At 71.6% G+C, this 25,983-nt stretch carries 21 protein-coding genes and 2 pseudogenes; 11 read left to right on the forward strand and 12 right to left on the reverse strand.

Annotated features, from left to right (window positions below; all coding sequences use genetic code 11):
* Positions 1 to 223 precede the first annotated feature (223 nt).
* The 3 genes from ACK8GG_RS07670 to ACK8GG_RS07680 form a co-directional block, all read right to left on the reverse strand.
* Positions 224 to 508, reverse strand: a complete 285-nt coding sequence (locus ACK8GG_RS07670) for a hypothetical protein (protein ID WP_440352662.1) — start codon at positions 506 to 508, stop codon at positions 224 to 226.
* 41 nt (positions 509 to 549) lie between these two features.
* Entirely contained in the window at positions 550 to 849 is a 300-nt protein-coding gene (locus ACK8GG_RS07675; protein ID WP_440352661.1) for a hypothetical protein, read from the reverse strand.
* A gap of 593 nt (positions 850 to 1,442) precedes the next feature.
* A complete protein-coding gene (locus tag ACK8GG_RS07680) occupies positions 1,443 to 1,973 on the reverse strand; it encodes a MarR family winged helix-turn-helix transcriptional regulator (protein WP_440349159.1) in 531 nt (176 codons plus the stop codon).
* Between the two features lie 90 nt (positions 1,974 to 2,063).
* Between ACK8GG_RS07680 and ACK8GG_RS07685 the strand changes: the two genes are divergently transcribed.
* A complete protein-coding gene (locus ACK8GG_RS07685; protein ID WP_440352660.1) occupies positions 2,064 to 4,223 on the forward strand; it encodes an MMPL family transporter in 2,160 nt (719 codons plus the stop codon).
* A gap of 109 nt (positions 4,224 to 4,332) precedes the next feature.
* Here the strand turns inward: ACK8GG_RS07685 and ACK8GG_RS07690 are convergent, their stop codons facing one another.
* Positions 4,333 to 4,818, reverse strand: a complete 486-nt coding sequence (locus ACK8GG_RS07690; RefSeq protein ID WP_440355923.1) for a transglycosylase SLT domain-containing protein — start codon at positions 4,816 to 4,818, stop codon at positions 4,333 to 4,335.
* Positions 4,819 to 4,855: 37 nt separating this feature from the next.
* On the opposite strand from ACK8GG_RS07690, the gene ACK8GG_RS07695 reads away from it, so the two are divergent.
* From ACK8GG_RS07695 to ACK8GG_RS07710, 4 genes are all read left to right on the forward strand, one after another.
* Complete coding sequence (locus ACK8GG_RS07695; RefSeq protein WP_440355924.1) at positions 4,856 to 5,251, forward strand: hypothetical protein; 396 nt, start codon at positions 4,856 to 4,858, stop codon at positions 5,249 to 5,251.
* Between the two features lie 334 nt (positions 5,252 to 5,585).
* Entirely contained in the window at positions 5,586 to 7,454 is a 1,869-nt protein-coding gene (gene typA, locus ACK8GG_RS07700) for a translational GTPase TypA (RefSeq protein ID WP_440349162.1), read from the forward strand.
* 61 nt (positions 7,455 to 7,515) lie between these two features.
* Positions 7,516 to 8,370: a serine hydrolase gene (locus ACK8GG_RS07705; RefSeq protein ID WP_440355925.1), complete on the forward strand. Its 855-nt coding sequence runs from the start codon at positions 7,516 to 7,518 to the stop codon at positions 8,368 to 8,370.
* A 102-nt stretch (positions 8,371 to 8,472) separates the two neighbouring features.
* Positions 8,473 to 9,177, forward strand: a complete 705-nt coding sequence (locus ACK8GG_RS07710; protein ID WP_440355926.1) for a lysoplasmalogenase — start codon at positions 8,473 to 8,475, stop codon at positions 9,175 to 9,177.
* On the opposite strand, the gene ACK8GG_RS07715 is transcribed toward ACK8GG_RS07710, so the two are convergent.
* Positions 9,143 to 9,940, reverse strand: a complete 798-nt coding sequence (locus ACK8GG_RS07715) for a tyrosine-protein phosphatase (RefSeq protein ID WP_440355927.1) — start codon at positions 9,938 to 9,940, stop codon at positions 9,143 to 9,145. The two genes, ACK8GG_RS07710 and ACK8GG_RS07715, sit on opposite strands and share 35 nt — an antisense overlap.
* A 43-nt stretch (positions 9,941 to 9,983) precedes the next feature.
* Here ACK8GG_RS07715 and ACK8GG_RS07720 point away from each other — a divergent pair, with 43 nt between their 5' ends.
* Together ACK8GG_RS07720 and ACK8GG_RS07725 are read left to right on the forward strand one after the other, a co-directional pair.
* On the forward strand, positions 9,984 to 11,090 hold the full coding sequence (locus tag ACK8GG_RS07720) for a mandelate racemase/muconate lactonizing enzyme family protein (protein ID WP_440355928.1): 1,107 nt from the start codon (positions 9,984 to 9,986) through the stop codon (positions 11,088 to 11,090).
* A 15-nt stretch (positions 11,091 to 11,105) separates the two neighbouring features.
* Positions 11,106 to 12,050, forward strand: a complete 945-nt coding sequence (locus ACK8GG_RS07725) for a C40 family peptidase (RefSeq protein ID WP_440355929.1) — start codon at positions 11,106 to 11,108, stop codon at positions 12,048 to 12,050.
* Between the two features lie 361 nt (positions 12,051 to 12,411).
* On the opposite strand, the gene uvrB is transcribed toward ACK8GG_RS07725, so the two are convergent.
* The 3 genes from uvrB to rpsA all read right to left on the reverse strand — a co-directional run bounded on the left by uvrB (position 12,412) and on the right by rpsA (position 17,745).
* Positions 12,412 to 14,517: an excinuclease ABC subunit UvrB gene (gene uvrB / locus ACK8GG_RS07730; RefSeq protein WP_440355930.1), complete on the reverse strand. Its 2,106-nt coding sequence runs from the start codon at positions 14,515 to 14,517 to the stop codon at positions 12,412 to 12,414.
* 328 nt (positions 14,518 to 14,845) lie between these two features.
* The gene (gene coaE, locus ACK8GG_RS07735) at positions 14,846 to 16,027 is read right to left on the reverse strand and encodes a dephospho-CoA kinase (RefSeq protein WP_440355931.1); all 1,182 of its coding nucleotides are present in this window, start codon (positions 16,025 to 16,027) and stop codon (positions 14,846 to 14,848) included.
* Positions 16,028 to 16,248: 221 nt separating this feature from the next.
* Positions 16,249 to 17,745 carry a 30S ribosomal protein S1 gene (gene rpsA / locus ACK8GG_RS07740; protein ID WP_440349176.1) on the reverse strand — a complete coding sequence of 499 codons (1,497 nt, stop codon included), beginning with the start codon at positions 17,743 to 17,745 and terminating at the stop codon, positions 16,249 to 16,251.
* 380 nt (positions 17,746 to 18,125) lie between these two features.
* On the opposite strand from rpsA, the gene ACK8GG_RS07745 reads away from it, so the two are divergent.
* The 4 genes and pseudogenes from ACK8GG_RS07745 to ACK8GG_RS07760 all read left to right on the forward strand — a co-directional run.
* Entirely contained in the window at positions 18,126 to 18,932 is an 807-nt protein-coding gene (locus ACK8GG_RS07745) for a class I SAM-dependent methyltransferase (protein WP_440349177.1), read from the forward strand.
* An 84-nt stretch (positions 18,933 to 19,016) separates the two neighbouring features.
* Positions 19,017 to 19,235, forward strand: a complete 219-nt coding sequence (locus tag ACK8GG_RS07750; RefSeq protein ID WP_440352654.1) for a hypervirulence associated TUDOR domain-containing protein — start codon at positions 19,017 to 19,019, stop codon at positions 19,233 to 19,235.
* Positions 19,222 to 19,554, forward strand: a pseudogene (locus ACK8GG_RS07755) (DUF3140 domain-containing protein); the annotation flags it as partial. The gene ACK8GG_RS07750 and the pseudogene ACK8GG_RS07755, both read left to right, overlap by 14 nt.
* A gap of 80 nt (positions 19,555 to 19,634) precedes the next feature.
* Positions 19,635 to 20,489, forward strand: a pseudogene (locus tag ACK8GG_RS07760) (alpha/beta hydrolase family protein); the annotation flags it as partial.
* A 30-nt stretch (positions 20,490 to 20,519) separates the two neighbouring features.
* Here ACK8GG_RS07760 and polA read toward each other — a convergent pair.
* The 4 genes from polA to ACK8GG_RS07780 all read right to left on the reverse strand — a co-directional run bounded on the left by polA (position 20,520) and on the right by ACK8GG_RS07780 (position 25,980).
* Entirely contained in the window at positions 20,520 to 23,207 is a 2,688-nt protein-coding gene (gene polA, locus ACK8GG_RS07765; RefSeq protein WP_440355932.1) for a DNA polymerase I, read from the reverse strand.
* A gap of 87 nt (positions 23,208 to 23,294) precedes the next feature.
* On the reverse strand, positions 23,295 to 24,104 hold the full coding sequence (locus ACK8GG_RS07770; protein ID WP_440352651.1) for an amino acid ABC transporter ATP-binding protein: 810 nt from the start codon (positions 24,102 to 24,104) through the stop codon (positions 23,295 to 23,297).
* A complete protein-coding gene (locus ACK8GG_RS07775) occupies positions 24,101 to 25,078 on the reverse strand; it encodes an amino acid ABC transporter permease (RefSeq protein WP_440350339.1) in 978 nt (325 codons plus the stop codon). The genes ACK8GG_RS07770 and ACK8GG_RS07775 overlap by 4 nt, the downstream gene beginning before the upstream one ends.
* 2 nt (positions 25,079 to 25,080) lie before the next feature.
* The gene (locus tag ACK8GG_RS07780; protein ID WP_440352650.1) at positions 25,081 to 25,980 is read right to left on the reverse strand and encodes an ABC transporter substrate-binding protein; all 900 of its coding nucleotides are present in this window, start codon (positions 25,978 to 25,980) and stop codon (positions 25,081 to 25,083) included.
* Positions 25,981 to 25,983 lie beyond the last annotated feature (3 nt).

Here is a 25,983-nt window from a genome sequence, read left to right on the forward strand (position 1 = left end):
AGGCGGGCCAGAAGGTCGAGTTCGTGGTGCCCCCGGTTAAGATGGGTCCGCTGGCGGACACCGTGCGCCCGATCTGACTTGATGTGTAGGCGACCGGCATCGCCGGTCGCCTCCACCTTCTGTTTCCCCATGGATCGGCCGGTTCCCCAGGAACCGGCCGATTCTCTGTCTCGGCCGGCCGTCCTCGGAGCCGACGCCGCGGCACCGCCGACCGGGGTGGGGATCAGCGCGCCGCCAGCTTCTCGGCGACTTCGTCGGCCAGGTGCGGCGGGATCGCGGCGGCGATCTGGTCGGAGTCCATCTCCGCCAGCATCTGCACCCCCGTGATCTCCAGGGCCAGCTGCAGGATCAGCCGAGCCGGTGAACCCTGCTCCGGCACGTTGACCAGTCCGGCGGCGCCGACCGGCTCGTGCCACCAGTTGCGCAGGTTCTGCCAGTCGGTGAGAAAGTTGCCGACGTTCCTACCGGCCAGGCCGGTGTTTCCCTGAATCGGATCTGACTGTTGCATGTCGGGCTCCTCGTTCGTTGGTTGCACGGGTACCGGGCGGGTCAGGACCGGCGCAGCTTCTCCGCGACCTCGTGCGCCCGCTGCGCCGGGATGGCCGCGACGATCTCGTCGGCGGTCAGCGGCGAACGTCCCTGCGCCTCGGCCGTCACGCTGTACTCCTGGGCGGCGCGCAGCATCCAGTACAGCGGCGAGAACTGCTTGGGCGGGTTGACGACCCCGGAGGCGCCGACGGGGCGGTGCCACCAGGTGCGCAGGTTCTGCATGTCGGTGAGGAAGTTGGCGACCGTGCGTCCGGGCAGGCCGGTGTTCCCCTGGATGGGTTCGTTCTGTTCGATGGCCATGACGGCTTCCTTTCGTCGAGCGTCAGCCACTTTCGATGATCTGGGTACGCGACCTCGAGGCCGCATGCATTGCGCGCCGGCGCGCACGGAAAGTCAGACCGCAGGGGCCTGTCCCTAATGCCGGACGGTGCACCATTGGGCGGAGCGCGGGCAGGACGAAAGACATCGCACGGGAAAGACATTCTTCCTCCAGCAGAAGATTCGGAGGCAATACCCACAGTGGCCCAGCGAGGGCTGGATATTGAATTCACGATCAACCATTGCGGATCGCTTTGTCGAAGGTGACGCTACGCGCGAGACATGGATAAGTCCAGGTCAGAGGGGCCAAAGAGGCCTGACAGAGATTGCAGATGGTGAATTCGGCGACATCCCGACGACGGCGTGAGATGACATTGGACAGGCGCCGGAGATCAGGCCACCGGCGCATCAGAAAGCCCTGACTCATCGACAATTCAGAACACTGGATCACGTCGCGTCACGCCGATGGATGCGGTACCGCAAACGACCCTGGCGCCCACCATTACGCGCACCATGTCAAGGTGTTTAAGCGCTGAATGAATTGTTCGCCACGCAACTGTCGCGTGGCGCCGGCGTCATTGCCTGCGGGCGCGGCCGTTCTCGGGTCGGGCGGCCCGGACCTCGTCACGGTGGTGACTCATGGAACGCACCATCGCGGCGAGGAACCGGTGGACCACCTCGAGCTCGGCGTCGCTGAACTGGTCGAGAACCTCGTCCGTGCGCACGCCCAGGGGGCGGAAGAACGTCACCGCGAGCGCGGCGCCCTGCTCGGCGTAGCGGAGGTAGACCTTGCGCCGGTCGACGGTGTCGCGTTCACGACGCAGGTGCCCGGCCCGCTCAAGCCGGTCGACCAGCGCGGTGACCGACCCGGAGGAGAGGTTCAGGTGCTCGCCGAGGCGTCCGGCGGTGAGCGGCTCGCCGATGCGCTCGGCGTCCATCACCGCGACCAGGGCCTGCAGGTCCGTGCCGTGCAGTCCGTGCAGCGCCGCGAAGGCGTGCGCGATGTGCTGGGCGTCGATGGAGTACTGCCGCAGGTCTGTCGCGATCTCCGCGGAGACCTTCTCCCGGGGTGTGTGCCGGGGACGGTACATGCCCTCGAGTGCCATCTCGTGTCCCCTCCCGGCCAGTCGCGTTGCAGCATAGCCACCTGCCCTATACTCTCGACAATCAAGATACTCGAAAATCGGGAGTTTGCGATGCGAGGAATTCGCGCCGTCGGGCCACGGCTGGCCGGCGTCATCACCGGCAAGTGGAGTGCCTGGTTGGTCCTGGTCCTCACGGCCATCGCCTCAGCCGGTGCGCTCATGTTCGGCGGCGAAGCCCGCAGCAGCACCGACAGCACCGCCGCGCTCCCCTCGGACGCGCAGTCGGCGCAGGTGGCCGAGCTGCAGCGCCGCCTGCCCTCCGGACAGCAGAATCCGGCCCTGGTCGTCTATTCCCGCGACGAGGCACCCCTGAACCCGGCCGACCGGGAGGCGATCGCCGCCGTCGGGGAGACCTTCACCCAGTGGGCCGTCAACGGTCAGGTCTCGCCGCCGGTCTTCGCCGATGACGGCAGCGCCGCGCTGATCGCCGTGCCGCTGCCCAGTGACAGCGGCTACGAGCGCAACGGCGAAGTGATCGACCAGCTGCGCGCCGCGAGCCGCAACGACCTGCCCGACGGGCTCATCGCCCAGGTCACCGGTGGCGCCGGGTTCAGCGCCGACGTCGCCGGCTCCTTCGCCGGCGCGAACACCCGGCTGCTGCTGGTCACCGTCGCCGTCGTGGCCGTGCTGCTGATCGTCACCTACCGCAGCCCGTGGCTCTGGCTCGTGCCGCTGACCGTCGTCGGCACCGCCGACCTGGTCAGCAACTCGATGATCGCCGTGGTCAGCCGCGCCATCGACATGAACATCGACGCCTCCACGACCGGCATCGTCGACGTCCTCGTCTTCGGCGCCGGCACCAACTACGCGCTGCTGCTCATCGCCCGCTACCGCGAAGAACTGCGCCGCAACGCCGACCGCCGCCAGGCGATGCGCCGCGCCCTCGGTTCGGCCGGACCGGCCATCGCCGCCAGCGCCGCCACCGTCGCACTGAGCCTGCTGACCCTCGTCGCGGCCGTACTCGCCAACGAGCGGGCCATCGGCGTCGCCGGCGCCGTCGGCATCACCGTCGCCGCCCTGTACGGCCTGGTGGTGCTCCCCGCCGCCCTGACCGTCTGCGGACGCGGGCTCTTCTGGCCGTTCGTGCCGCGCCCCGGGCAGCCGGAACCGACCCGTACCGGCGTCTGGGCCCGGGTCGGCACCTTCGTCTCCCGCCGCCCGGTCGCCATCCTCACCGGCACCCTGGTCCTGCTCGCCCTGCTCGCCAGCGGCCTGCACGACGCCCGGCTCGGGCTCAGCCGCACCGAACAGTTCCGGGTCCAGGCCGAGTCGATCGACGGCCTGCAGACCCTCAGCCGGCACTTCCCCGCCGGCCAGGCCGATCCCACCGTGGTACTGGCCGACGAGACCGCCGCCGACACGGTCCTCACGGTCGCCGCCGACACCCCCGGCGTCGTCACCATCCGCCCCGCCGACCGCGGCGAAGGGCTGGTCCTGTTCGACGTGGTGCTCGCCGCCGAGCCGGACAGCGCCGACAGCTACCAGACCATCCGCGACCTGCGCGAGCGGCTGGCCGAGGTGCCCGAGGCCGACGCGCTGGTCGGCGGATCGGTGGCGGCCAACCTCGACAGCCGCGACGCCGCCATCCGGGACCTGAAGGTGGTGGTGCCACTGATCCTCGCCGTGGTGCTGCTGGTGCTGATACTCCTGCTGCGCTCACTGCTGGCGCCGCTGATCCTGGTCACCAGCGTGGTCGCGACCTTCTTCGCCGCCCTCGGCGCCGGCAACTTCCTCTTCACCGGATGGCTCGGCTACGGCGGCCTGGACACCAGCGTGCCGCTGCTGTCGTTCCTCTTCCTGGTGGCGCTCGGGGTCGACTACAACATCTTCCTGACCACCCGGGCCAGGGAGGAGTCGCGCGACGGCGACACCCGGCAGGGCATCCGCACCGCGCTCGCCGTGACCGGCGGCGTGATCACCAGCGCGGGCATCCTGCTCGCGGCGGTCTTCGCGGTCCTCGGCGTCCTGCCCCTGGTCACCCTCACCGAGATCGGCGTCATCGTCGGCATCGGCGTGCTGCTGGACACCCTGCTGGTGCGGACCCTGCTGGTCCCCTCGATCGTGATGCTGCTCGGGCGCCACTTCTGGTGGCCGAGCCGGCTCGCGCGGCACCCGGCCGGCCCCGCTCCGGCCCCGGTGGCCACCGCCCCGGCGGTCGCCGTCACGCCGGCCGGCCGCGCCACCCGGGACCGGACCGCACCCCGGAGCTGACCGTCACCGCGCCGCCCGCCTCCGCCCCCTCCCCGGCGCGCGAAGGCGGGCGGCGCCGTCCGCGTGAAGGCGGCGGAGGGCACCGTCAGCACCCACTCGCCGGCGCGGGTCAGTAGCCCAGGCAGACGCACTCGTTCATCAACGCGCGGACGTTGTTGACGTACCGCGAGTTGGGGATTACCAGGCCGTTGTCGGTGGCGACCGCGGCGTGGCCGTAGTTGTACGCCGCGATGACCGCGTTGAGCAGGCAGGAGTTCAGCGCGGCCGAGCAGTTCCCCGGGTCGAGGCTGTAGCTGCCGGCGAAGTACATGTCCCCGATGTACTTCGTCAGCCACGCCAGGTACGTCGCACCCAGGTAGGCGTTGTCCCGATGGTCGCCGATGTCGTACGACTCGCCGAACCGCTGATTCATCCACTGGGCCGTGCCGGGCATCACCTGCATCAGCCCGACGCCGCCGTCGCAGGCGATGATGTTCGACTGCCAGCCGCTCTCCTGCCAGGCTGTCGCCTTGACCAGGTTCGCCGGAATACTGATCTCCGGCGCGGACGTCGGCCAGTACGTGCGGGCAGCAGCAGCCTCCAGCGCCTGTTTCACCTGCGCGGTGCCCGCCTTGGTGCCGGAGTAGCGGGGCGTGCAGCCCCCGGAGGGCGCGGGCGCCGGCACCGGCGGCGGAAGGCTGGTCTCCTTCGGCTTGGCCGGCACGGCCGCCGGTCTCGGCGCCTTCGTGGCCGGCTTCGGCGCGGCCGGGGCGTCCTGCTTCGCCGACGGCGACGGCGACGGGCGGCGCGACGCCGACCTGCTCGGCGTGGGACGCGCGCTCGCCGCCGACGATGTCATCAGCGGCTCCGGGGAGGGCCCGCTCGGCAGGACGAAGATCGGCCCGTCGTCGGGCGGGGTGTCGCCGCCGGCGCAGCCGGCCGCCGTTGTCACCAGCAGCAGCGCCATCCCCAACGCCACGACGGTACGAGCCGGTCTGAAGCCCATCGAATACGTCTCCCTCGATCGGTCTGCCCTGGGCGGACCCTAGCAACCGGCACCGGTTCGGGGCTGCCCTGTTTCCGTGCGCCCGGCTCGCCGCGGCCGCCGGACCCGCGCCCGGCGTCCGCCGTCGCCACACCGGGCCGGGAAAGGTTGCGGCGCCTCCCGCCGGAAGCCGGCGGTGATTCTCGCCACCGTCATCGACGACTGCGACCCGGCGGGCGCGGCCGGGCCCGGCAAACCCGGCAGGCAGCGCCGGGAGCGCTGATGACGCCCTGCGTGGTGCTGCTCACCGCGCTCCGATGCCCCGGCGCGTCTGTTTCAGGCAGGTAACGTCGCCCCCCGACGTGGCCGCGCGCGGAAGTACGCGGGAGAATAGAGGCATGCAGCTTCGCACCGACCTCCGCAACGTCGCCATCATCGCCCACGTAGACCACGGCAAGACGACTCTGGTCGACGCCATGTTGCGGCAGGCCGGCGCCTTCAGCGCCCGCGCGGAGATGACCGACCGGGTAATGGACTCCATGGACCTGGAGCGGGAAAAAGGCATCACCATCCTGGCCAAGAACACCGGCGTGCGCTACCACCCGGCCGACGGCTCCGACCCGGTCACCATCAACATCATCGACACCCCCGGCCACGCCGACTTCGGCGGCGAGGTCGAGCGCGGCCTGACCATGGTCGACGGCGTGGTGCTGCTGGTCGACTCGAGTGAGGGACCGCTGCCGCAGACCCGATTCGTGCTGCGCAAGGCGCTGAACGCCCGGATGCCGATCATCCTCGTCATCAACAAGGTCGACCGCCCCGACGCGCGCATCAAGGAGGTCGTCGACGAGACGTACGAGCTCTTCCTCGACCTGGACGCCGACGCCGAGCAGATCGACTTCCCGATCGTGTACGCCTGCGCCCGCGACGGCATCGCCTCGCTGACCCAGCCGGCCGACGGCACGATCCCGCCGGACAGCGACTCCCTCGAGCCGCTCTTCCGCACCCTGCTGGAGACCATCCCGGCCCCCTCCTACGAGGAGGGCGCGCCGCTGCAGGCGCACGTCACCAACCTCGACGCCTCGCCGTTCCTCGGCCGGCTGGCGCTGTGCCGCGTGCGGCAGGGCACCATCCGCAAGGGCCACACGGTCGCCTGGTGCAAGACCGACGGCACCACCGAGCGCGTACGCATCTCCGAGTTGCTGATGACCGACGGTCTGGAGCGCAAGCCCGCCGATTCCGCCGGGCCGGGCGACATCATCGCCGTCGCCGGCATCCCGGAGATCATGATCGGTGAGACCCTCGCCGACGCCGAGGACCCGCGCCCGCTGCCGCTGATCACCGTCGACGAGCCGGCCATCTCGATGACCATCGGCACCAACACCTCGCCGCTGGTCGGCCGGGTCAAGGGTGCCAAGGTCACCGCGCGGATGGTCAAGGACCGCCTCGACAAGGAACTGATCGGCAACGTGTCGCTGCGGGTGCTGCCGACCGAGCGCCCCGACGCCTGGGAGGTGCAGGGCCGCGGCGAGCTGGCGCTGGCCATCCTGGTCGAGCAGATGCGCCGTGAGTCGTACGAGCTGACCGTCGGCAAGCCGCAGGTGGTCACCCGGGAGATCAACGGCAAGACCTGCGAGCCGGTGGAGCGCCTCACCATCGACGCCCCCGCCGAGTACCTCGGCGCGATCACCCAGCTGCTGGCCACCCGCAAGGGCCGGATGGAGCAGCTGGTCAACCACGGCACCGGCTGGATCCGGATGGAGTGGCTCGTTCCGGCCCGCGGCCTGATCGGCTTCCGGACCGAGTTCCTGACCGACACCCGCGGCACCGGAATCCTGAACCACGTCTTCGAGTCCTACGAGCCGTGGTTCGGCGAGCTGAAGACCCGCAACAACGGCTCGCTGGTGGCCGACCGTTCCGGCGTGGTGACCGCGTTCGCGATGACCAACCTCCAGGAGCGCGGCACCCTCTTCGTGGAGCCGACCACCGAGGTCTACGAGGGCATGATCGTCGGCGAGAACTCCCGCGCCGACGACATGGACGTCAACATCACCAAGGAGAAGAAGCTCACCAACATGCGGGCCTCGACCTCCGACGAGACCGAGAAGCTGATCCCGCCGCGCAAGCTCTCCCTGGAGCAGGCGCTGGAGTTCTGCCGCGAGGACGAGTGCGTCGAGGTCACCCCGGCCGCGGTGCGCATCCGCAAGGTGATCCTCGACCAGCAGGTCCGGGGCCGCGCCACCGCCCGGCGCAAGCACAACAACTGACGCTCCCCGAACGCCCCCGCCGCACCCCGGCGGGGGCGTTCGGCGCGTTAGCATGCCCGCCATGACCTGGGACGAACTGGACATCCGGCTCGAGGCCGTGCCGGGCTGCGTCTCCGTCCACGTCGGCCGGCTCGGCGCGCCGGCGGCCTACCGGCGGCTGGCGGACACCACCCATTACGCGGCCAGCACCATGAAGACAGCGGTCCTGGTCGCGCTCCACCGGGCCGCCGAGGCCGGCCGGCTCGACCTCGACGCGCCGGTGCCGGTGGTCGCCGAGTTCGCCTCGGCGCAGCCCGGCGCGCCGCGCTTCGCCTGCGCCCCCCGCGACGACAACGACCCCGAGGTCTGGGGGCGTCTCGGCGGCAACGCCTCGCTGCGCCGGCTGGCCCACCGGATGATCGTGCGGTCGAGCAACCTCGCCACCTGCCTCGTCATGTCCCACGTCGGCCTGCCCGCGGTGGCCGAGGTCTGGGCACTGGCCGGCGCCCGGCACAGCGTCACCACCCGGGCCGTCGGCGACCTCGCCGCCCGCGATGCCGGCCTGACCAACCTCGTCACCGCCGCCGACCTCGCCGCGCTGCACGCCGCGATCGTGCAGGGCGCCGAACAACCGGGGCCGCTCGCCTCCCCCGCCGCCTGCGCGCAGATGCGCGACGTGCTGCTGGCCCAGGAGATCCGTGACGACCTGCCCGCCGGGCTGCCCGCCGGCACCCGCATCGCCCACAAGAACGGCTGGGTCCACGGCATCCGGCACGGTGCGGGCGTGGTCCTGCCCGATGACGCCCCGCCGTACGCGATAGCCGTCTGCACCACCGCGGCGACGGCCGACGGCGGGCCGGCCTACGACGACGCCACCGCACGACGACTGATCGCCACCGTCTCCGCGACGGCCTGGGCCGCCCGGCACCGGCTCTGAGCCGGGCTCGGGCGGCAGCAGTGCACGCGGCGACGGATGCCGTGACCGGCGGCTGCGGCTAGGCTGCCGGACACCACCCGACCCACCACCCCCGGGGGAACGATGTCCCGCAGCCGCGTCGCCCTGCTCGTCTTCGCCGTAGCCGTCGCCGTCAACCTGACCGCCAACGCCGTCGACGCCACCGTCGCCGTGCAGATCAGCAAGCCGCTGCTGATGCCGGCCCTGGCGGCGTACCTCTGGTTCGCCGCCCGCGAGAAGCGGGCCGCCGTCCCGGTCGTCGTCCTCGTGGCGCTGGCCGCCTCGACCGCCGGGGACGTCGCCCTGCTCGGTGACGGCACCGGCTGGTTCCTCGCCGGCATGGTCTTCTTCCTCGGCGCCCACATCGCCTATCTCGTCGCCTTCGCCCGCGGCGGCGCGCTCGGCCGGCTGCGCCGTCCGCCGCTGGTCGCCGTGCCGATCGGGTACGCGGTGGCGACCGCCGCCGCGCTCACCTGGATGTGGCCGGGGCTCAGTGCGGCCGGGCTGGCCGTGCCGGTCGCCGGGTACGCCTGCGCGCTGGCGGCGATGGCGGCCTGCGCCGCCGCGTACGGCCCGCGGGTGGCCGTCGGCGGCGGGCTCTTCCTCGTCTCCGATCTGCTCATCGCCGTCGGTGTCGCCGACGTCGCCACCCTGCCCGGGCCGCCGATCTGGGTGATGGCCACCTACACCGCCGGGCAGTTCCTGCTGGTGACCGGCTGGGCTGCGCGGCTCTCCGCGGCCGGCCCGCCCTCGATCACTCCAGCAGTTTCGCCCGCAGCGACGCGATGACCTCGTCCCCGCAGCCCAGCCCGTCCCGCAGGTACGCGTCGAAGGTGCCGTAGCTGCGGGCGACCTGCTCGTAGCCGGCGTCCAGGTAGGACTCGCGGACCTCCAGCAAGGGTCGCACCGACTCCTCCCGCAGCTGCGGGTAGCGCCGCCGCATCGCCGAGAGGATCACCTCGTTGACGCCGGCGCTGCGCTCGTTGGTCAGCAGGTAGTCGGCGCGGATCGCGGCCGGCTCCACCCCGAGCGCGGTGAGCAGCACCACCGCCAGCCAGCCGGTGCGGTCCTTGCCGGCACTGCAGTGGAACAGCAGCGGCAGGTCGTCGGCGTCGGCCGCGAGTCGTACCGCCGCACCGAACTGCCGCCGGGCCGCCTCGCCACTGACGAACCACCGGTAGATGTCGGCCATCGCCCCCGGGGTGCCCTGCTGGGCCAGCCCGACGTACGCGGCCGGCTCGTGGCCGAGCAGCACCGCCGAGACGTACCCGAAGAGTGGGTGTGCCGGGTCGTGCACCGGCAGGTGCGCCACCCGGGCGCCGGCGGGGATCCGGTCGGCCGGCGCGGCATCGATCTCCCCCTGGTAGCGCAGATCCACCACGCAGCGCACCCCGAACGTCTCGATCAGCCGCGTGTCCTCATCGGTCAGCCGTCCCAGGGCGCCGCTGCGCAGCAGCAGTCCCGGCCGGATCCGGCGCGCGTCCGCGCCGATCAGCCCACCCAGGTCCCGTGCGTTCGGCGCGCCCGTCAGGCGCCAGTCCTGCTCGATCATCAGCCCTCCCCGATGTCTGCTCCTGCGCTATAGGGTGCCGCACATGACGATCGCCGCCGTACGCACCCACCGGGTCACCGCGCCACTGCACACGCCGTTCGTGACTGCGTTGCGGTCGGCCACGACGGTGGAGTCGCTCGTCGTGGAAGTCGTCGACACCGACGGCCGCTGCGGTTTCGGCGAGGCCCCGCAGGTCTGGCAGGTTACCGGCGCCTCGGTCGAGGGTTCCCGGGCCTGTGTGGAGCAGGTGCTCAAGCCGCTGCTGACCGGCCGCGATCCCGACGACCTGAATGCGCGCTGCGCCGAGGTGCACCGGGCGGTTGCCGGCAACGAGGCGGCCCGGGGCGCGGTGGACACCGCCCTGCACGACCTGGCGGCACGCCGGCTCGGCGTGCCGCTGGTGCGGCTGCTGGGTGGCACGTCGCTGCGCGTACCGACCGATGTGACCCTCGCCGCCGGTGACGCCGTGGCGATGGCCGACGCGGCACGGCGGCGGGGCGCGGAGGGGTTCACCGTGCTGAAGCTCAAGGTCGGCACCGACGCCGCCGGCGATCTCGACCGGGTCCGCGCGGTGCGGGCGGCGGCCGGGCCCGGGGTGCGGATCCGGCTCGACGCCAACCAGGGCTGGACGCCCCGGGAGGCCGTCCGGACGATCCGCGCCATGGAGGATGCGGGGCTCGACCTCGAACTGGTCGAGCAGCCGGTGCCGGCCTGGGACCTGGAGGGCCTGGCCTGGGTCAGTGACCGGGTGCAGGTGCCCATCCTCGCCGACGAGGCGGTCTTCGGCGTCCGCGACCTGGTCAAGGTGATCAGCCGGCGGGCGGCGGATCTGGTCAATGTGAAGACCGCCAAGTGCGGCGGGTTGTCCGCTGCCCGCACGCTGCTGGAACTCGCCGCCGCGAACGGGGTGGGCACGGTTGTCGGTTCCATGATGGAGACCCAGGTCGGGGTCGGCGCCGCCGCGGCGCTGGCAGCCGCGCACGGCACGAGCGTTGTCTCCGATCTGGACGCCGCCTGGTGGCTGGCCTGGTCCCCGGTACGCGGTGGCGCGCGGTACGAGGGCGCCACGGTGGTCCTGCCGGACGTGCCGGGATCCGGTGTCCACGCGGTGGAGGAAGGTTTCCGCCAACGGGTTGAAGATCGTAAGTAGTTTTCCCTAGGCTCGGTGCGACGGCAGGAGGCGGCGATGGGCATGGGTGCGGGACCTGCGGACGAGGCCCGGGTACGGGTCCCCGTCGCGACGCTCTGGCGCGATCCCGCCCTCCTGCGGCCGGTCGACTGCGCGGCGGTCGCGCCCGGCGCGGACATCACCGAATGGGTCGCCGGGCTGCGCCCGGACGAATTCCTCTGCGATGCCGTCCTGACCCAGCTGCTGCTCGGCGAGCGGGTCCGGGTGACCGAGGTCCGGCCCGACGGCTGGGTCCGCGTCGTGGCGCTGGAGCAGCCCGCCGGCCGGCTGGACCCGGGCGGGTATCCCGGGTGGCTGCCCGCCCGGCAGCTGACCCTCGGCGGGGAAGACCCGGCCGGCGATCCGCTGGTCGTCGGCGCCCTCCGGACCGATCTGCACGACGCGCCCGACGGTCTGCCCGTCCTGGCCGGGGTCGTCCTCGGCACCCGGCTGACCGCCGCCGGTCCCGCCCGGCGCGGCTGGCTCCCGGTCCACGTGCCCGGCCGCGCGCAGCCGCTCTGGGCGGCCCCGGGGCAGCTGGCGCCGGTCGACCCGGCTCCCCCGCCGGCGGCCCGCGTGCTGGACGTGGCGCGGCGCCTGCGCGACACCGTCTACCTCTGGGGCGGCGTCTCACCGGCGGGCATCGACTGCTCGGGCCTGGTGCAGGTGGTGTGGCGCCGATTCGGGGTCCGCCTCCCCCGCGACGCCGACGATCAGGCCGCCGCGACCCGCGCGGTGCCGCTGGGCACCGAACGCCCCGGGGACCTCTACCTCTTCGCCCGGCCGGGTCGCCCGATCCACCACATCGGCATCGTCTCCGCCGAGCCGGGTCCCGGTGACTACCGGCGGATGCTGCACGCCTGCTACGTACGGCGGCGCGTGCTGGAGGAGCCGCTCCCCGCCGACCGCACTGCCACCCTCGTCGGCGTGCACCGCGTCTGACGCATTCCGCTCCGCTTGCCCCGACCTGTCCAGTTCTGCGCCGGGCGGAGGTGACGGACAGCACCGCCTCCAGGGCATCCTAGGAGACTAGCCGTCTTTCTCGACCCGTCGCCCGGTAAAGGGTGGGACGGCCTGGTCGTGCAGCGGACCGGCGACCGGCCGGAGACCGAGTGGTACATCAGCACCGGCAGGCGTTCCGGGACCGCCCGGCGCCCCGCCCCCGGCCGCTGCGGTGCCGCGTCACCAGCCATGCACCTCACCCTAGGCGAGCAGGGCGTGGCGGCACCGGCGTACGGACCAGCAGCGCCCGGCGGCCGCGGAGGGGGCAGGGGCGCGCGTCACGCCCCACGGGTCCGGGTGGTCACTTCACCCCGGCGACGTCCATTCCGCGCAGCTCCTTCTTCAGCTCGGAGATCTCGTCGCGGATACGGCCGGCCAGCTCGAACTGCAGCTCCCGGGCGGCGGCGAGCATCTGGTCGTTGAGCTCCTGGATGAGCCGGGCCAGGTCGGCCCGGGCCATACCCTCACGCGACGGCGCGGCGGCGGCCTTGCCCCGGCTGCGGGTCTCCTTGACCGGCGCCTTGCCGCGCGACATCTGCCGCACCGCTCCCCCGACCTGGGTGGCCTCGTTCTCCTCCGCCTCCCGGTAGATGTCGTCGAGGATGTCGTGGATCTTCTTGCGGAGCGGTTCGGGCTTGATGCCGTGCGCCTCGTTGTGCGCGACCTGCTTGGCCCGGCGCCGGCTGGTCTCGTCGATCGCGGCGGCCATCGACGGCGTGATCTTGTCGGCGTACATGTGGACCTGGCCGGAGACGTTACGGGCTGCACGGCCGATGGTCTGGATCAGCGACCGGCCGCTGCGCAGGAAGCCCTCCTTGTCGGCGTCGAGGATCGCCACCAGCGACACCTCCGGCAGGTCGAGGCCCTCGCGGAGCAGGTTGATGCCGACCAGGACGTCGTAGTCGCCCTTGCGCAGCTCACGCAGGAGCTCCACCCGGCGCAGCGTGTCGACCTCGGAGTGCAGGTAGCGCACCCGTACGCCGTGCTCGAGCAGGTAGTCCGAGAGGTCCTCGGCCATCTTCTTGGTCAGCGTGGTGACCAGGACGCGCTCGTCGCGCTCGGTGCGGAGCCGGATCTCGTGCATCAGGTCGTCGATCTGCCCCTTGGTCGGTTTGACGATCACCCCGGGGTCGACCAGACCGGTGGGGCGGATGACCTGCTCGACGAACTCGCCCTCGGCGCGTTCCATCTCCCACGTGCCGGGGGTGGCGGAGAGGAAGACCATCTGCCCGACCCGTTCGAGGAACTCGTCGAAGCGCAGCGGCCGGTTGTCGGCGGCACTGGGGAGCCGGAACCCGTGGTCGATCAGCATCCGCTTGCGGGAGGCGTCGCCTTCGAACATGCCGCCGATCTGCGGGATCGTCACGTGCGACTCGTCGATGACGGTGAGGAAGTCGTCCGGGAAGTAGTCGAGCAGGCAGTGCGGCGGGCTGCCGGGCAGCCGGCCGTCGATGTGCATCGAGTAGTTCTCGATGCCGGAGCAGAAGCCGACCTGACGCATCATCTCGATGTCGTAGGTGGTGCGCATCCGCAGCCGCTGGGCCTCCAGCAGCTTGCCCTGCCGCTCGAACTCGGCCAGCCGCTGCGCCAGCTCCGCCTCGATGCCGGCGATGGCGCGCTCCATCCGCTCCGGGCCGGCCGCGTAGTGCGTCGCCGGGAAGATCAGCAGGTGATCGACCTCGCGGACCACCTCGCCGGTGAGCGGGTGCAGGTAGTAGAGCTTCTCCACCTCGTCGCCGAAGAACTCGACCCGCACCGCCAGCTCCTCGTACGCCGGGATGATCTCCAGCGTGTCGCCGCGGACCCGGAAGGTGCCACGGTTGAAGGCGAGGTCGTTGCGGGTGTACTGCACCTCCACCAGCCGCCGCAGCAGCTTGTCGCGCTCGATCTCCTGCCCGACCTGCACCCGCACCGCCCGGTCGAGGTACTCCTCGGGGGTGCCGAGGCCGTAGATCGCCGAGACGGTCGCCACCACCACCACGTCGCGGCGGGTCAGCAGCGACATCGTCGCCGAGTGCCGCAGCCGCTCGACCTCCTCGTTGATCGAGGAGTCCTTCTCGATGTAGGTGTCGGTCTGCGGGATGTACGCCTCGGGCTGGTAGTAGTCGTAGTACGAGACGAAGTACTCCACCGCGTTGTGCGGCAGCAGCTCACCGAGCTCCTTGGCCAGCTGCGCGCAGAGGGTCTTGTTGGGGGCCATCACCAGGGTGGGGCGCTGCACGCGCTCGATCAGCCAGGCCGCGGTGGCGCTCTTGCCGGTGCCGGTCGCGCCGAGCAGCACCGAGTGGCGGTCGCCGCGCCGGACCCGGCGCTCCAGTTCGTCGATGGCAGCCGGCTGGTCACCGGCCGGCTGGAAGTCGCTGACGACCTGGAAACGACCCTCCAGCCGGGGAATGTCAAGAGCCATGTGACCACCGTACGCCGACGGTCCGACATACGTACTGAGCAGCAACGCAGGGTGTGCGACCCGCTTCGATATCCGCATTGTGCGGCCCCCGCCGGAGGGCTACCGTGGACGGCGTAGGCCGCTCGCGGCGGCCGCCCGGGCAGGTGTCCGGCCGCCACCCGGCCGGACGTCCCCGGCACACCGGTCGCAGCCCCGGCTCACGCTGATGTGGCGCACCGTCGTTGGTCGCGAGAGCGACCGGCCGCCGCGAGCGCCGCCAGCCCCCACCGGCTGCCGGCGCGCCGTCGCCACACCCAGGCGGCCACCGGGGCGAGACGGCGCCGATCTCTCAGGGCCGCCAGCCGGTACGCGCCGCCCACTCCTGCTCCAGCCGGCGCTCCTGCTCCCACCACGGGCCCTTGCCGTCGAGGTAGCCCGTCATGTCCGGTGCGGCGGCCGCCAGGTGGCGCTTGAGCGCCAGGTAGCTCGCCGCCCGCTCCGGATCGGCCCGCAGGTGGTCGCGCATCAGCAGCGCGAAGCGCCAGCCGGGGCTGCCGGCGACGCGTACGTGCAGGTGCACCGGGCGTCCCGGGTCGGCGCTGCCGTGCAGCCGCTTCTCGCCGGCGCCGGCCGGATCGCCCTCGGCGAGGTCGTCGGACCAGTCGCCGGGCAGGCGCGGGAAGCCGGCGGCGGCGAGCCGGCCGGCGATCTCGTCGGCCTCGGCCAGGGAACCGACGGCCAACTGCAGGTCGATGACGTCCTTGGCGTCCAGCCCCGGCACCGCGGTGGAGCCGATGTGGTCCAGCCGTACGTCGGCGGGGCGCAGCGCATACCGGATGCGGGCCGCGATCCGCGCGTACTCGGCCGGCCAGCCGGGGTCGGCCGGCACCAGCACCGGACCGGAGTGCCGGACGGCACGCTCTTCCCGCAGGTTGCGCTCGTAGGGCACCAGCCGGTCGCGCCAGAGCCGGTCGACGGCGGCGTGCAGGTCCGCCAGGGTGCCGTCGTTGCGCAGCAGCACGTCGGCGGCCGCCCGGCGCCGCGCGTCGTCGGCCTGGGCGCGGATCCGCCCGTTCGCTTCCTCGGCGGTCATCCCCCGGTCACGGATCAGCCGCTCGATCCGTACCGCCGGATCGGTCTGCACCACGATCACCAGGTGGTACGTCGCCGCCAGGCCGACCTCGACCAGCAGCGGCACGTCGTTGACGACGATCGCGTCCGCCGGCGCCGCCGCGACGAGTTCGGCGCTACGACGGCGCACCCGCGGATGGGTGATCGCCTCCAGCCGGGCCCGGGCCGTGTCGTCGGCGAAGACCACCGCACCGAGCGCGGCGCGGTCCAGAGCCCCGTCGGGGCCCAGCACCCCGGAGCCGAAGGTCTCGACGATCTCCGCCAGCCCGTCGGTGCCGACCGCCACCACCTCGCGGGCGATCCGGTCGGCGTCGACGATCACCGCCCCGAGTTCGGCGAGCCGGCGTGTGGTCGCGCTCTTGCCGGATCCGATTCCACCGGTCAGTCCCACCATCAGCACGACGACCAGTCAACCCGATCACCGGCGCCGGGCTGCCGCCACCCCCACCGGCGTATGCGGCGACGGCGGCGAACCGGGCTCCGCGGCCTCGCCGGTTCCGCCCGGCAGCGGACGGCCGCGGAGGGCAGCGGAGGGCAGCGGACGGCACAAAAGGCGAAGGGCCCCGGCCCGACGACCCGGTCACCCGGGTCGTCGGAGCCGAGGCCCCTCGTTGGTACGGCTTACTTACCGCCGGCGAGCTTCTCGCGCAGAGCCGCGAGCGCCTCGTCGGTGGCCAGGGTGCCGGCCGGCTCCTCCGCCTGCCGCGCCGGGGCGCTGGAGGACGAAGAAGTGGTGGTGGCACCGGCGGGGACGACCGGAGTCGGGTTCGCCGCGGCCTCGGCCTCGGCGGCCCGGGAGGTCTGCACCTGCTTGGTGTGGGCCTCCCAGCGGGTACGCGCCTCGGCGTACTGCTGCTCCCAGGTCTCGCGCTGCTTGTCGAAGCCCTCGAGCCACTCCCCGGTCTCCGGGTCGAAGCCCTCCGGGTAGATGTAGTTGCCCTCGGCGTCGTACGTGGCAGCCATGCCGTAGAGGGTCGGGTCGAAGTGCTCCTCGCCCTCGACGAAGCCCTCGTTGGCCTGCTTCAGGGAGAGCGAGATCCGGCGACGCTCGAGGTCGATGTCGATGACCTTGACCATGACGTCCGAGCCGACCTGCACAACCTGCTCCGGGATCTCCACGTGGCGCTCGGCCAGCTCGGAGATGTGGACCAGGCCCTCGATGCCGTCGTCGACGCGGACGAACGCACCGAACGGGACGAGCTTGGTGACCTTACCCGGCACGATCTGCTGGATCGCGTGGGTGCGGGCGAACTGACGCCACGGGTCCTCCTGGGTCGCCTTCAGCGACAGCGAGACCCGCTCGCGGTCCAGGTCGACGTCCAGGACCTCGACCTCGACCTCCTGGCCGACCTCGACAACCTCGGAGGGGTGGTCGATGTGCTTCCAGGAGAGCTCGGAGACGTGCACGAGGCCGTCCACGCCGCCAAGGTCGACGAAGGCGCCGAAGTTGACGATCGAGGAGACGACGCCCTTGCGGACCTGCCCCTTCTGCAGCTTGTTGAGGAACTCGGTGCGCACCTCGGACTGCGTCTGCTCGAGCCAGGCCCGGCGGGACAGGACCACGTTGTTGCGGTTCTTGTCCAGCTCGATGATCTTGGCTTCGAGCTCGCGGCCGACGTACGGCTGCAGGTCGCGCACCCGGCGCATCTCGACCAGGGAGGCCGGCAGGAAGCCGCGCAGCCCGATGTCGAGGATGAGGCCACCCTTGACCACCTCGATGACGGAGCCGCGAACGACGCCGTCCTCTTCCTTGATCTTCTCGATGGTGCCCCAGGCGCGCTCGTACTGCGCCCGCTTCTTCGAGAGGATCAGGCGACCCTCCTTGTCCTCCTTCTGGAGAACGAGGGCCTCGATGTGGTCACCGACCGACACCACTTCGGCGGGGTCAACGTCGTGCTTGATCGACAACTCGCGCGAGGGGATGACACCCTCGGTCTTGTAGCCGATGTCGAGCAGGACCTCGTCCCGATCGACCTTTACGACGGTCCCTTCGACAATGTCGCCGTCGTTGAAGTACTTGATGGTCTCGTCGATCGCGGCGAGGAAGGCTTCCTCGGAACCGAGATCGTCGTGGGTGACCCGGGTGGCGCTCGAGGGGGCCTCGATGCTGCTCGTCATGTGGGCGGTTGCTCCGGTCGGATGGTTTGTCACTGCAGGCTGTGTCGCGGTGACCTGTCTGCTCCTGCGGATCCGACGACCGAAAGACCCGTACGTCTCCTCGGCGACGGGGTTCCCGTCGCGGGATGATGTCCGGAGTCGTTCCGCCGTCCGCGGGCCTGCTCCCTGCCGAGGCGCGCGATCCGCAAGCGCATCGAACAGCCTACCGCGTGCATTACCACAGCGTGCAAGGCCTCCCACCGATCGCGACTGACGGCTGCTGCCAAACCCGGAAAAACGCCTGGTGTGAGCGCGGATGTCCGCCCTGTCACATTTCTGCGACTCGCCGGTACATCGACACCGGAGGGGCGCCGGGCGGGCGGGCGGCCTAGCGTGTGGGCGTGACCGACGACCCCGCAGTGACCCGCCGTACCGTCGACGACGCCGATGCCCGCCGGGCCAGCCGGCGGTGGTGGGACGGCGACGCCGACGACTACCAGGCCGAACACGGCCGGTTCCTCGGCGAGGTGGACTTCGTCTGGTGCCCGGAGGGACTCCGGGAGGCCCAGGCGGGGCTGCTCGGCGACCTCACCGGCCGCCGGGTGCTGGAGCTGGGCTGCGGCGCTGCCTCCGCCGCCCGCTGGCTCGCCACCCGGCACGCGCGGCCGGTCGCCATGGACCTCTCCGCCGGAATGCTGCGCCACGCCCGGGCCGCCGCCGACTCCAGCGGCGTCCGGGTGCCGCTGGTGCAGGCCGACGCGCTGGCGCTGCCCTTCGCCGACCAGTCGTTCGACATCGTCTGCACCGCCTTCGGCGCGATCCCCTTCGTCGCCGACTCCGCCGCGGTGATGCGCGAGGTGCACCGGGTGCTGCGCCCCGGTGGGCGCTGGGTCTTCTCGGTCACCCACCCGATGCGCTGGATCTTCCTCGACGACCCCGGTGAGGGCGGGCTGCACGCGGTGCACTCGTACTTCGACCGGCGGCCCTACATCGAGCAGGACGCCGACGGGGTGCCCACCTACGTCGAACAGCACCGCACCCTCGGCGACCGGATCCGGGAACTCGTCGCCGCCGGTTTCACGCTGCGGGACCTGGTGGAGCCGGAGTGGCCGCAAGGGCACGACGGGATCTGGGGGCAGTGGAGCCCGCTGCGGGGCCGGCTCTTCCCGGGCACGGCGATCTTCGTCAGCGACAAGTCCCCCGGCTGACCCGCCGGCGCCGCCGCCTTGCCCGGGCCGACGGCCGGGTCGACGGCGGCGATTGAGTCGGTGACACCCGGGTACGCGGCCCGCATGTCCAGGCAGAGGAAGCTGCGACGGCACGACCGGGTGGTCTGGAACAGCCACGGCAGCCAGGCGCACGGCACGGTGCAGCGGGAGATCAGCGGCCGGACCCGGGCCGCCGGGCGGGTGGTGGCGGCCTCGCCGGAGCACCCGCAGTACCTGGTGCGCACCTATGCCGGCGCGGAGGCGGTCCACCGGCCGGAGGCGCTGCACGATGAGCGGCGCTGACCGGCGCCGGGACGTGCCGCGCGAGTTCGCCGAGGCGGTCAACATGAGCCCGGCACAGCTGCGGGGCTGGCTGGAGACGCCCGAGTCGAAGGCCGTCGGCGCGCACCGGGGTGGCGGCGAGTCGGTCGGGCACGAGTCCGGCCGGCGCATCGTGGGGCTGCTGCGCGCCGACCGCGCCGCGCTCTCCGAGCGCGACGTCGCCCACATGCGCAAGGTCGTCGGCTACATCCGCCGGCACCTGGCGCAGCGACCGCACGGCGACGTACGACACACCCGCTGGCGCTACTCGCTGATGAACTGGGGCCATGATCCACTGAAGTGATCAGCGCCACGACCAGGGAACGAGCAGACGCGACCCCTGGTTACCCGCTGGTAACCAGGGCCACTTAGCCTGTCCCGATGAGCACGGACCCGCAGTACACCCAGAGCTTCATCGAACGCGGCGGCGACCGCATCGGCATCCGCGTCTACGCCGAGCCCGAGGGTGTCGCCGACGCCCCCGTCGTGGTCATCTGCCCCGCGATGGGCGTACCCGCCGGCTACTACCGGCCCTTCGCCGCGCAGCTGCGCGCCGCCGGTCTGGCCGTGGTCGTCTGGGACCTGCGCGGCACCGGCGACAGCACGCCCGCCCCGAGCCGGGCCTCGGCGTACGGCTTCGCCGAGGTCCTCGCCGATCTCGACGCCGTGCTGGCCGAGGTCAAGCCTCAGCTCGACGGACGCAAGCGGATCCTGCTCGGGCACTCCCTCGGCGGCCAGATGGCCACCATGCACGTGGCACTCAGCGGCGCCGACGACATCGACGGGCTGGCCCTGATCGCCTCGTCGCTGCCCTACTGGCGCGCCTACCCGCCACCCCGCCGCAACGCCCTGCTGCCCTTCTCGTACGCGGTGAGCGGGACGGTCAAGCTGCTCGGTGTCTGGCCCGGCTGGGGCTTCGGCGGCCGCCAGGCGCGCGGGGTCATCCGCGACTGGGCCCACACCGCCCGCACCGGCCGGTTTCCGATGATCGACGGACAGGACACCGAAGCCGCCGTACGCCGCATCGGCCTGCCGGTGCTCGCCATCAGCGTGGACAACGACAGCTTCACGCCGCACTCGGCCGTCGACCACCTCTGCGCCAAGTTCACCTCCACGACCGTGCAGCGCGAGCGGTACGGCCCGGCCCGGCTCGGCCGGCGGGTCGACCACTTCAACTGGACCCGGGCCGCCGGACCGCTGGTCGAGCGGATCGCGGCCTTCGTGGCAGACCTCCCCGCCTGGTGTCCGCGACGAGGTGGCGGTGGGTCAGTGGCCGGCGGTCTGCCAGTCGGCGCCCTCGCCGACCGAGACCTCCAGCGGCACCGAGAGCGGATAGGCGGCGCCCATCTGCTCCCGGACCAGTTCGCGCAGCGCGTCGCGCTCGCCGGCGGCGACCTCGAAGACGAGTTCGTCGTGGACCTGCAGCAGCATCCGGGAGCGCAGCCCTGAGGCGGCCAGCGCCGCGTCCACGTGCAGCATGGCGAGCTTGATGATGTCGGCCGCCGAACCCTGGATCGGGGCGTTGAGCGCCATCCGCTCGGCCATGTCCCGGCGCTGCCGGTTGTCGCTGACCAGGTCGGGAAGGTAACGACGCCGGCCCAGGATCGTCTCGGTGTAGCCGTCGGAACGCGCCCGGTTGACCACCTCCTGCAGGTAGTCGCGCACCCCACCGAAGCGCTCGAAGTACTCGGCCATCAGCCCGCGCGCCTCCTCGGCGGTGATACCGAGCTGCTGGGAGAGCCCGAAGGCGCTCAGGCCGTACGCAAGGCCGTAGTTCATCGCCTTGATCTTGCGGCGCTGCTCGGCGGTGACGTCGGCAAGGTCCACGGAGAAGACCGAGGAGGCGGTGGCGGCGTGGAAGTCGGCGCCGGAGTTGAACGCCTCGATCAGCGCGTCGTCCGAGGAGAGGTGCGCCATGATCCGCATCTCGATCTGGCTGTAGTCGGCGGTCAGCAGGCAGTCGTAGTCGCCGCCGACGACGAAGGCCCGGCGAATGCGCCGGCCCTCCTCGGTACGGATCGGGATGTTCTGCAGGTTGGGGTCGGTGGAGGAGAGCCGGCCGGTGGCCGCCACCGTCTGGTTGAACGTGGTGTGGATTCGCCCGTCGTCGGAGATCGACTTCAGCAGCCCGTCGACGGTGCTCTTGAGCCGGGCGACGTCGCGGTGGCGCAGCAGGTGGGCCAGGACGGGGTGCTCGGTCTGGGCGTAGAGCCACTGCAGGGCGTCCGCGTCGGTGGTGTACCCGGTCTTGATCTTCTTGGTCTTGGGGAGCCCGAGCTCGGTGAAGAGGATCTCCTGGAGCTGCTTCGGTGAGCCCAGGTTGAATTCCCGGCCGATCACGCCGTACGCGGCCTGGGCCGCCGCCTTAACCTCCGCGGCAAACTGCGCCTCCAGGTCGGTGAGGTACTCGGTGTCGGCGGCGATGCCGAGGCGCTCCATGCCCGCCAGCACCCGCACCAGCGGCAGCTCCAGCGCGGCCAGCAGCCGCCCCGACTGCTCCCCGCGCCCCGCAAGCTCCGCGCCGATGGCGTCGGAGAGATCCAGGGTTGCCCGGGCGCGCAGCATCAGGTTCTGCTCGGCCACACCTTCGTCGCCGAGCCCGTCGAGGGTGAGCTGGCCGGTCTGCGGGGTGTCGACCCGCAGCTCGCGGTGCAGGTAGCGCAGAGCGAGGTCAGTCAGGTCGTAGGAGCGCTGATCGGGGCGGGCCAGGTAGGCGGCGAGCGCCGTGTCATCGGTCAGCCCGGCCAGGGGCCAGCCGTGGCCGGTGAAGGCGAGCAGCGCGGGCTTGCTGTCGTGCAGCACCTTGGGCCGGTCCGCGGCGGCGAGCCAGGCGCCGAAGGCGGCGTCGTCGGCGGGTGTGAGCCGGGCCGGGTCGAACCAGGCGGCGGCTCCGGTGGCGGTGGCCAGGGCCACGCCGGTGAGGGTGCCGGTGCCGCGGCCGAAACTGCCGGCCACCGCGACCCCGGTCGGCACACCCGGTCCGGCCTGGGCGGCGAGCCACGGCGCCAGCGCATCGGGGGCCAGGATCTCGCCGGTCAGGTCGAAGCCCGCCTCGGCCTCCGGCTCCACCGCCTCCAGGTACTGGTAGAGGCGGTCGCGCAGGATGCGGAACTCGAGGGCGTCGAAGACCTGGTGCACCGCCTCACGGTCCCAGCCGTGCCACTGGGCGTCCTCCGGCCGCAGCGGCAGCTCGAGGTCGGTGACGAGCCTGTTGATCTCGTAGTTGCGCAGCACGTCGGCGAGGCGCTCGCGCAGGCTCTCACCGGCCTTGCCCTTGATCGCGTCGGCCCCGGCCACGATCCCGTCGACCCCGCCGTAGAGATTGATCCACTTGGCGGCGGTCTTGGGGCCCACACCGGGCACGCCCGGGAGGTTGTCGCTGGTCTCGCCCACCAGGGCGGCGAGATCGCGGTAACGATCCGGTGCGACGCCGTACTTGGCCAGGATGGCCGCCGGATCCATCCGGGCGAGGTCGGAGACGCCCTTGCGCGGATAGAGCACGGTGATCCGGTCGTCGACGAGCTGGAACGCGTCCCGGTCGCCGCTGGAGATCAGCACCTCCATGCCGAGGTCCCGGGCCTGGCAGGCCAGCGTGCCGATCACGTCGTCGGCCTCGTAGCCCTCCTTCTCCACCACCGGGATGCGCAGCGCCTCGAGCACCTCCTTGACCAGGCTCACCTGGCCGGCGAAGTCGGCCGGGGACTCGGAGCGGCCGGCCTTGTACTCGGCGTACCTGTCCGTGCGGAAGGAGTGGCGGGAGACGTCGAAGGCCACCACGATGTGCGTGGGCCGCTCGTCGCGGAGCACGTTGATCAGCATCGAGGTGAAGCCGTAGACCGCGTTGGTCGCCTGCCCGGTCGTGGTGGAGAAGTTCTCCACCGGCAGGGCGAAGAACGCCCGGTAGGCCATGGAGTGACCGTCGACGAGGAGCAGGCGGGGCGCAGTGGCTGTCACGCCCACCGACTCTAGTCGCCGCCGGTGACGTTCCCCGCGACCGCCTCGGCGGGGCCGGCGGCGGCCGCGGGGACCTCGCGGAGCTTCCTAGAGCACGTTGGCCAGGAAGGCCTGGGTGCGCGCGTGCTGCGGCGCCGCGATCATCTCGCGGGGCACGCCCGACTCGACCACCACGCCGCCGTCCATGAAGACCATGGAGTCGCCGACCTCGCGGGCGAAGCCGATCTCGTGGGTGACCACGATCATCGTCATGCCCTCACGGGCGAGGTCCTTCATCACGTCCAGCACCTCCCCCACCAGTTCGGGGTCCAGGGCGCTGGTCGGCTCGTCGAAGAGCATCAGCTTCGGGCTCATCGCCAGGGCCCGGGCGATCGCCACCCGCTGCTGCTGGCCGCCGGAGAGTTGCGAGGGGTAGTTGCGCATCTTGTCGGCGAGCCCGACCCGGTCCAGCAGCGCCTCGGCCCGGTCCCGCGCCTGCGCGCGCTTGACCCCCGCGACGTGCACGGGCGCCTCCATGACGTTCTCCAGCGCCGTCATGTGCGGAAAGAGATTGAAGCGCTGGAAGACCATACCGATGGACCGACGCTGGGCGGCGACCTCGGCGTCGCGCATCTCGTAGAGCTTGCCGTTGCGCTCCCGGTAGCCGATCAGCTCGCCGTCGACCCGGATCCGGCCGGCGTTGATCTTTTCCAGGTGGTTGATGCAGCGCAGGAAGGTCGACTTGCCCGAACCGGAAGGGCCGAGCAGACAGCAGACCTCACCGGAGCGGACCGTGAGGTCCACCCCGCGCAGCACCTCCAGCGAACCGAAGGACTTGTGCACGTCCTGCGCGTCGACCATCACGGCGGCGTCGGCGTCCCGTCCCGGCTGCTGCGCCGGGATCAACTGGCCGGTCATACGTCCCCCGCCCCGCCGGCGCTGCTGCTGCCGGTCTCCGCCGTGATGGTGCGCAGCCGGGTACGGGCCCGCGCCGAACGCCCGACGCCCTTGGAGAAGTGCTTCTCCAGGTAGTGCTGCCCCACCAGCAGGACGCTGGTCAGCGCCAGGTACCACAGGCAGGCGGCGACGTACATCGGGAAGACCTGGAAGGTCCGCGAGCCCACCGCCTTGAGTTGGAAGAAGAGCTCGGCGGAGACCGGCACGAAGGCCACCAGCGAGGTGTCCTTGAGCATCGCGATTGTCTCGTTGCCGGTCGGCGGGATGATCACCCGCATCGCCTGCGGCAGCACGATCCGCCGCATGATCTGGGTCCGGCTCATGCCCAGCGCCGCCGCCGCTTCGGTCTGTCCCTCGTCCACCGACTGGATCCCGGCCCGGACGATCTCGGCCATGTAGGCCGCCTCGGAGAGCCCCAGGGCGAGCATGCCGGCCACGAATCCGGTCAGGATCTCCAGAGCGCTGAAGCCGAAGAGCCGGGCCTCGAAGTTCTCGATGCCGAAGAGCGCACCGAGCTGCCGGTCGAAGGGCAGGCCGAACTCGACCCGCGCCCAGAGGATGCCCAGGTTGCCGAAGAGGATGGCCAGCACCAGCCGGGGCACGCCCCGGAAGAACCAGACGTAGAGCCAGGCCACGCCGCGCAGGACCGGGTTCTCCGAGAGCCGCATGACCGCGAGCACGATGCCGAGCACGATGCCGATCAGCATCGACAGCACTGTCAGGGCCAGGGTGCCGCGCAGCCCTTCCATGATCGGCGGGCGGAACATCTCGTCGACGATCATGGGCCAGTTGAAGGCCTTGTTGGTGACGAGCAGGTTGACGAACATCGCCGCCAGCACCGCCAGCACGGCGATGGCGACCCAGCGTCCGGGGTGCCGGACGGGCACGGCCTTGATTGGTTCAGGCCGTGCCCGCTCCGGTGTTTCCACGGTCATGGTTACGGGTTGACCGCGGACTCTGCGATGCCGCCGGCCTCGACGCCCCACTCGGCCAGCACCTTCTCGTACGTGCCGTCGGCGACGATCGCGGCCAGGGCCTCCTGCACGACCGCGGCGAACTCGGCCTGGTCCTTGGCGACGGCGTAGCCGTACGGCGCCGACTCGTAGATGTCGCCGAGCAGCTCGAGCTGGTTGTTGGACTGCTTCACCGCGTACGCGCCGACCGGCGAGTCGGCCAGCATGGCGTCGTCCTTGCCGCTGATCACCGCGGCGGTGGCGTCGCTCTGGGCCTGGTACTGGTCGATGGTGATCTCCGGCTTGCCGGCGTCGGTGCACGCCTTCGACCGGGCGGTGACGTCGTCGAGCTGCACCGTGCCGACCTGCACCGCGACCTTCTTGCCGCAGGCGTCGTCGGGGTTGATCCCGCTCGGGTTGCCCGCCTTGGTGGCCCACTGGGTGCCGGCGGAGAAGTAGCTGACCATGTTGACGGTCTTCTTGCGGTCCTCGTTGATGGTGAACGAGGAGACGCCGATCTCGTACTTGCCCGACTCGATTCCGGGCAGGATCGCGTCGAACGGCGCCGACTCGTACTGCGCCTCGAGACCGAGCTTCGCGGCGACCGCGTTGAACAGGTCGATGTCGAAGCCGACCACGGTCTTGCCGTCGGTGTCGAGGAACTCGGCCGGGGCGTAGGTCGCGTCGGTGCCGACCTTGATGACGCCGTCGGCCTTGATGGCGTCGGGCACCTTGGCGGCGAGCGCCGCGTCGGCCGTGGCCTTGGGGGCGTCCGGGGCGTCGTCGTCGGCGGCCTTGTCACCGCAGGCGGCGAGGCTCAGCGCCAGCAGGGCTGCGCCGGCGGCGCCGACGAGGGCCCGGCGACGGTGGTTTTCGATGAACATCTC

It is taken from the genome of Melissospora conviva (assembly GCF_049523535.1).
Classification (GTDB): domain Bacteria; phylum Actinomycetota; class Actinomycetes; order Mycobacteriales; family Micromonosporaceae; genus Melissospora; species Melissospora conviva.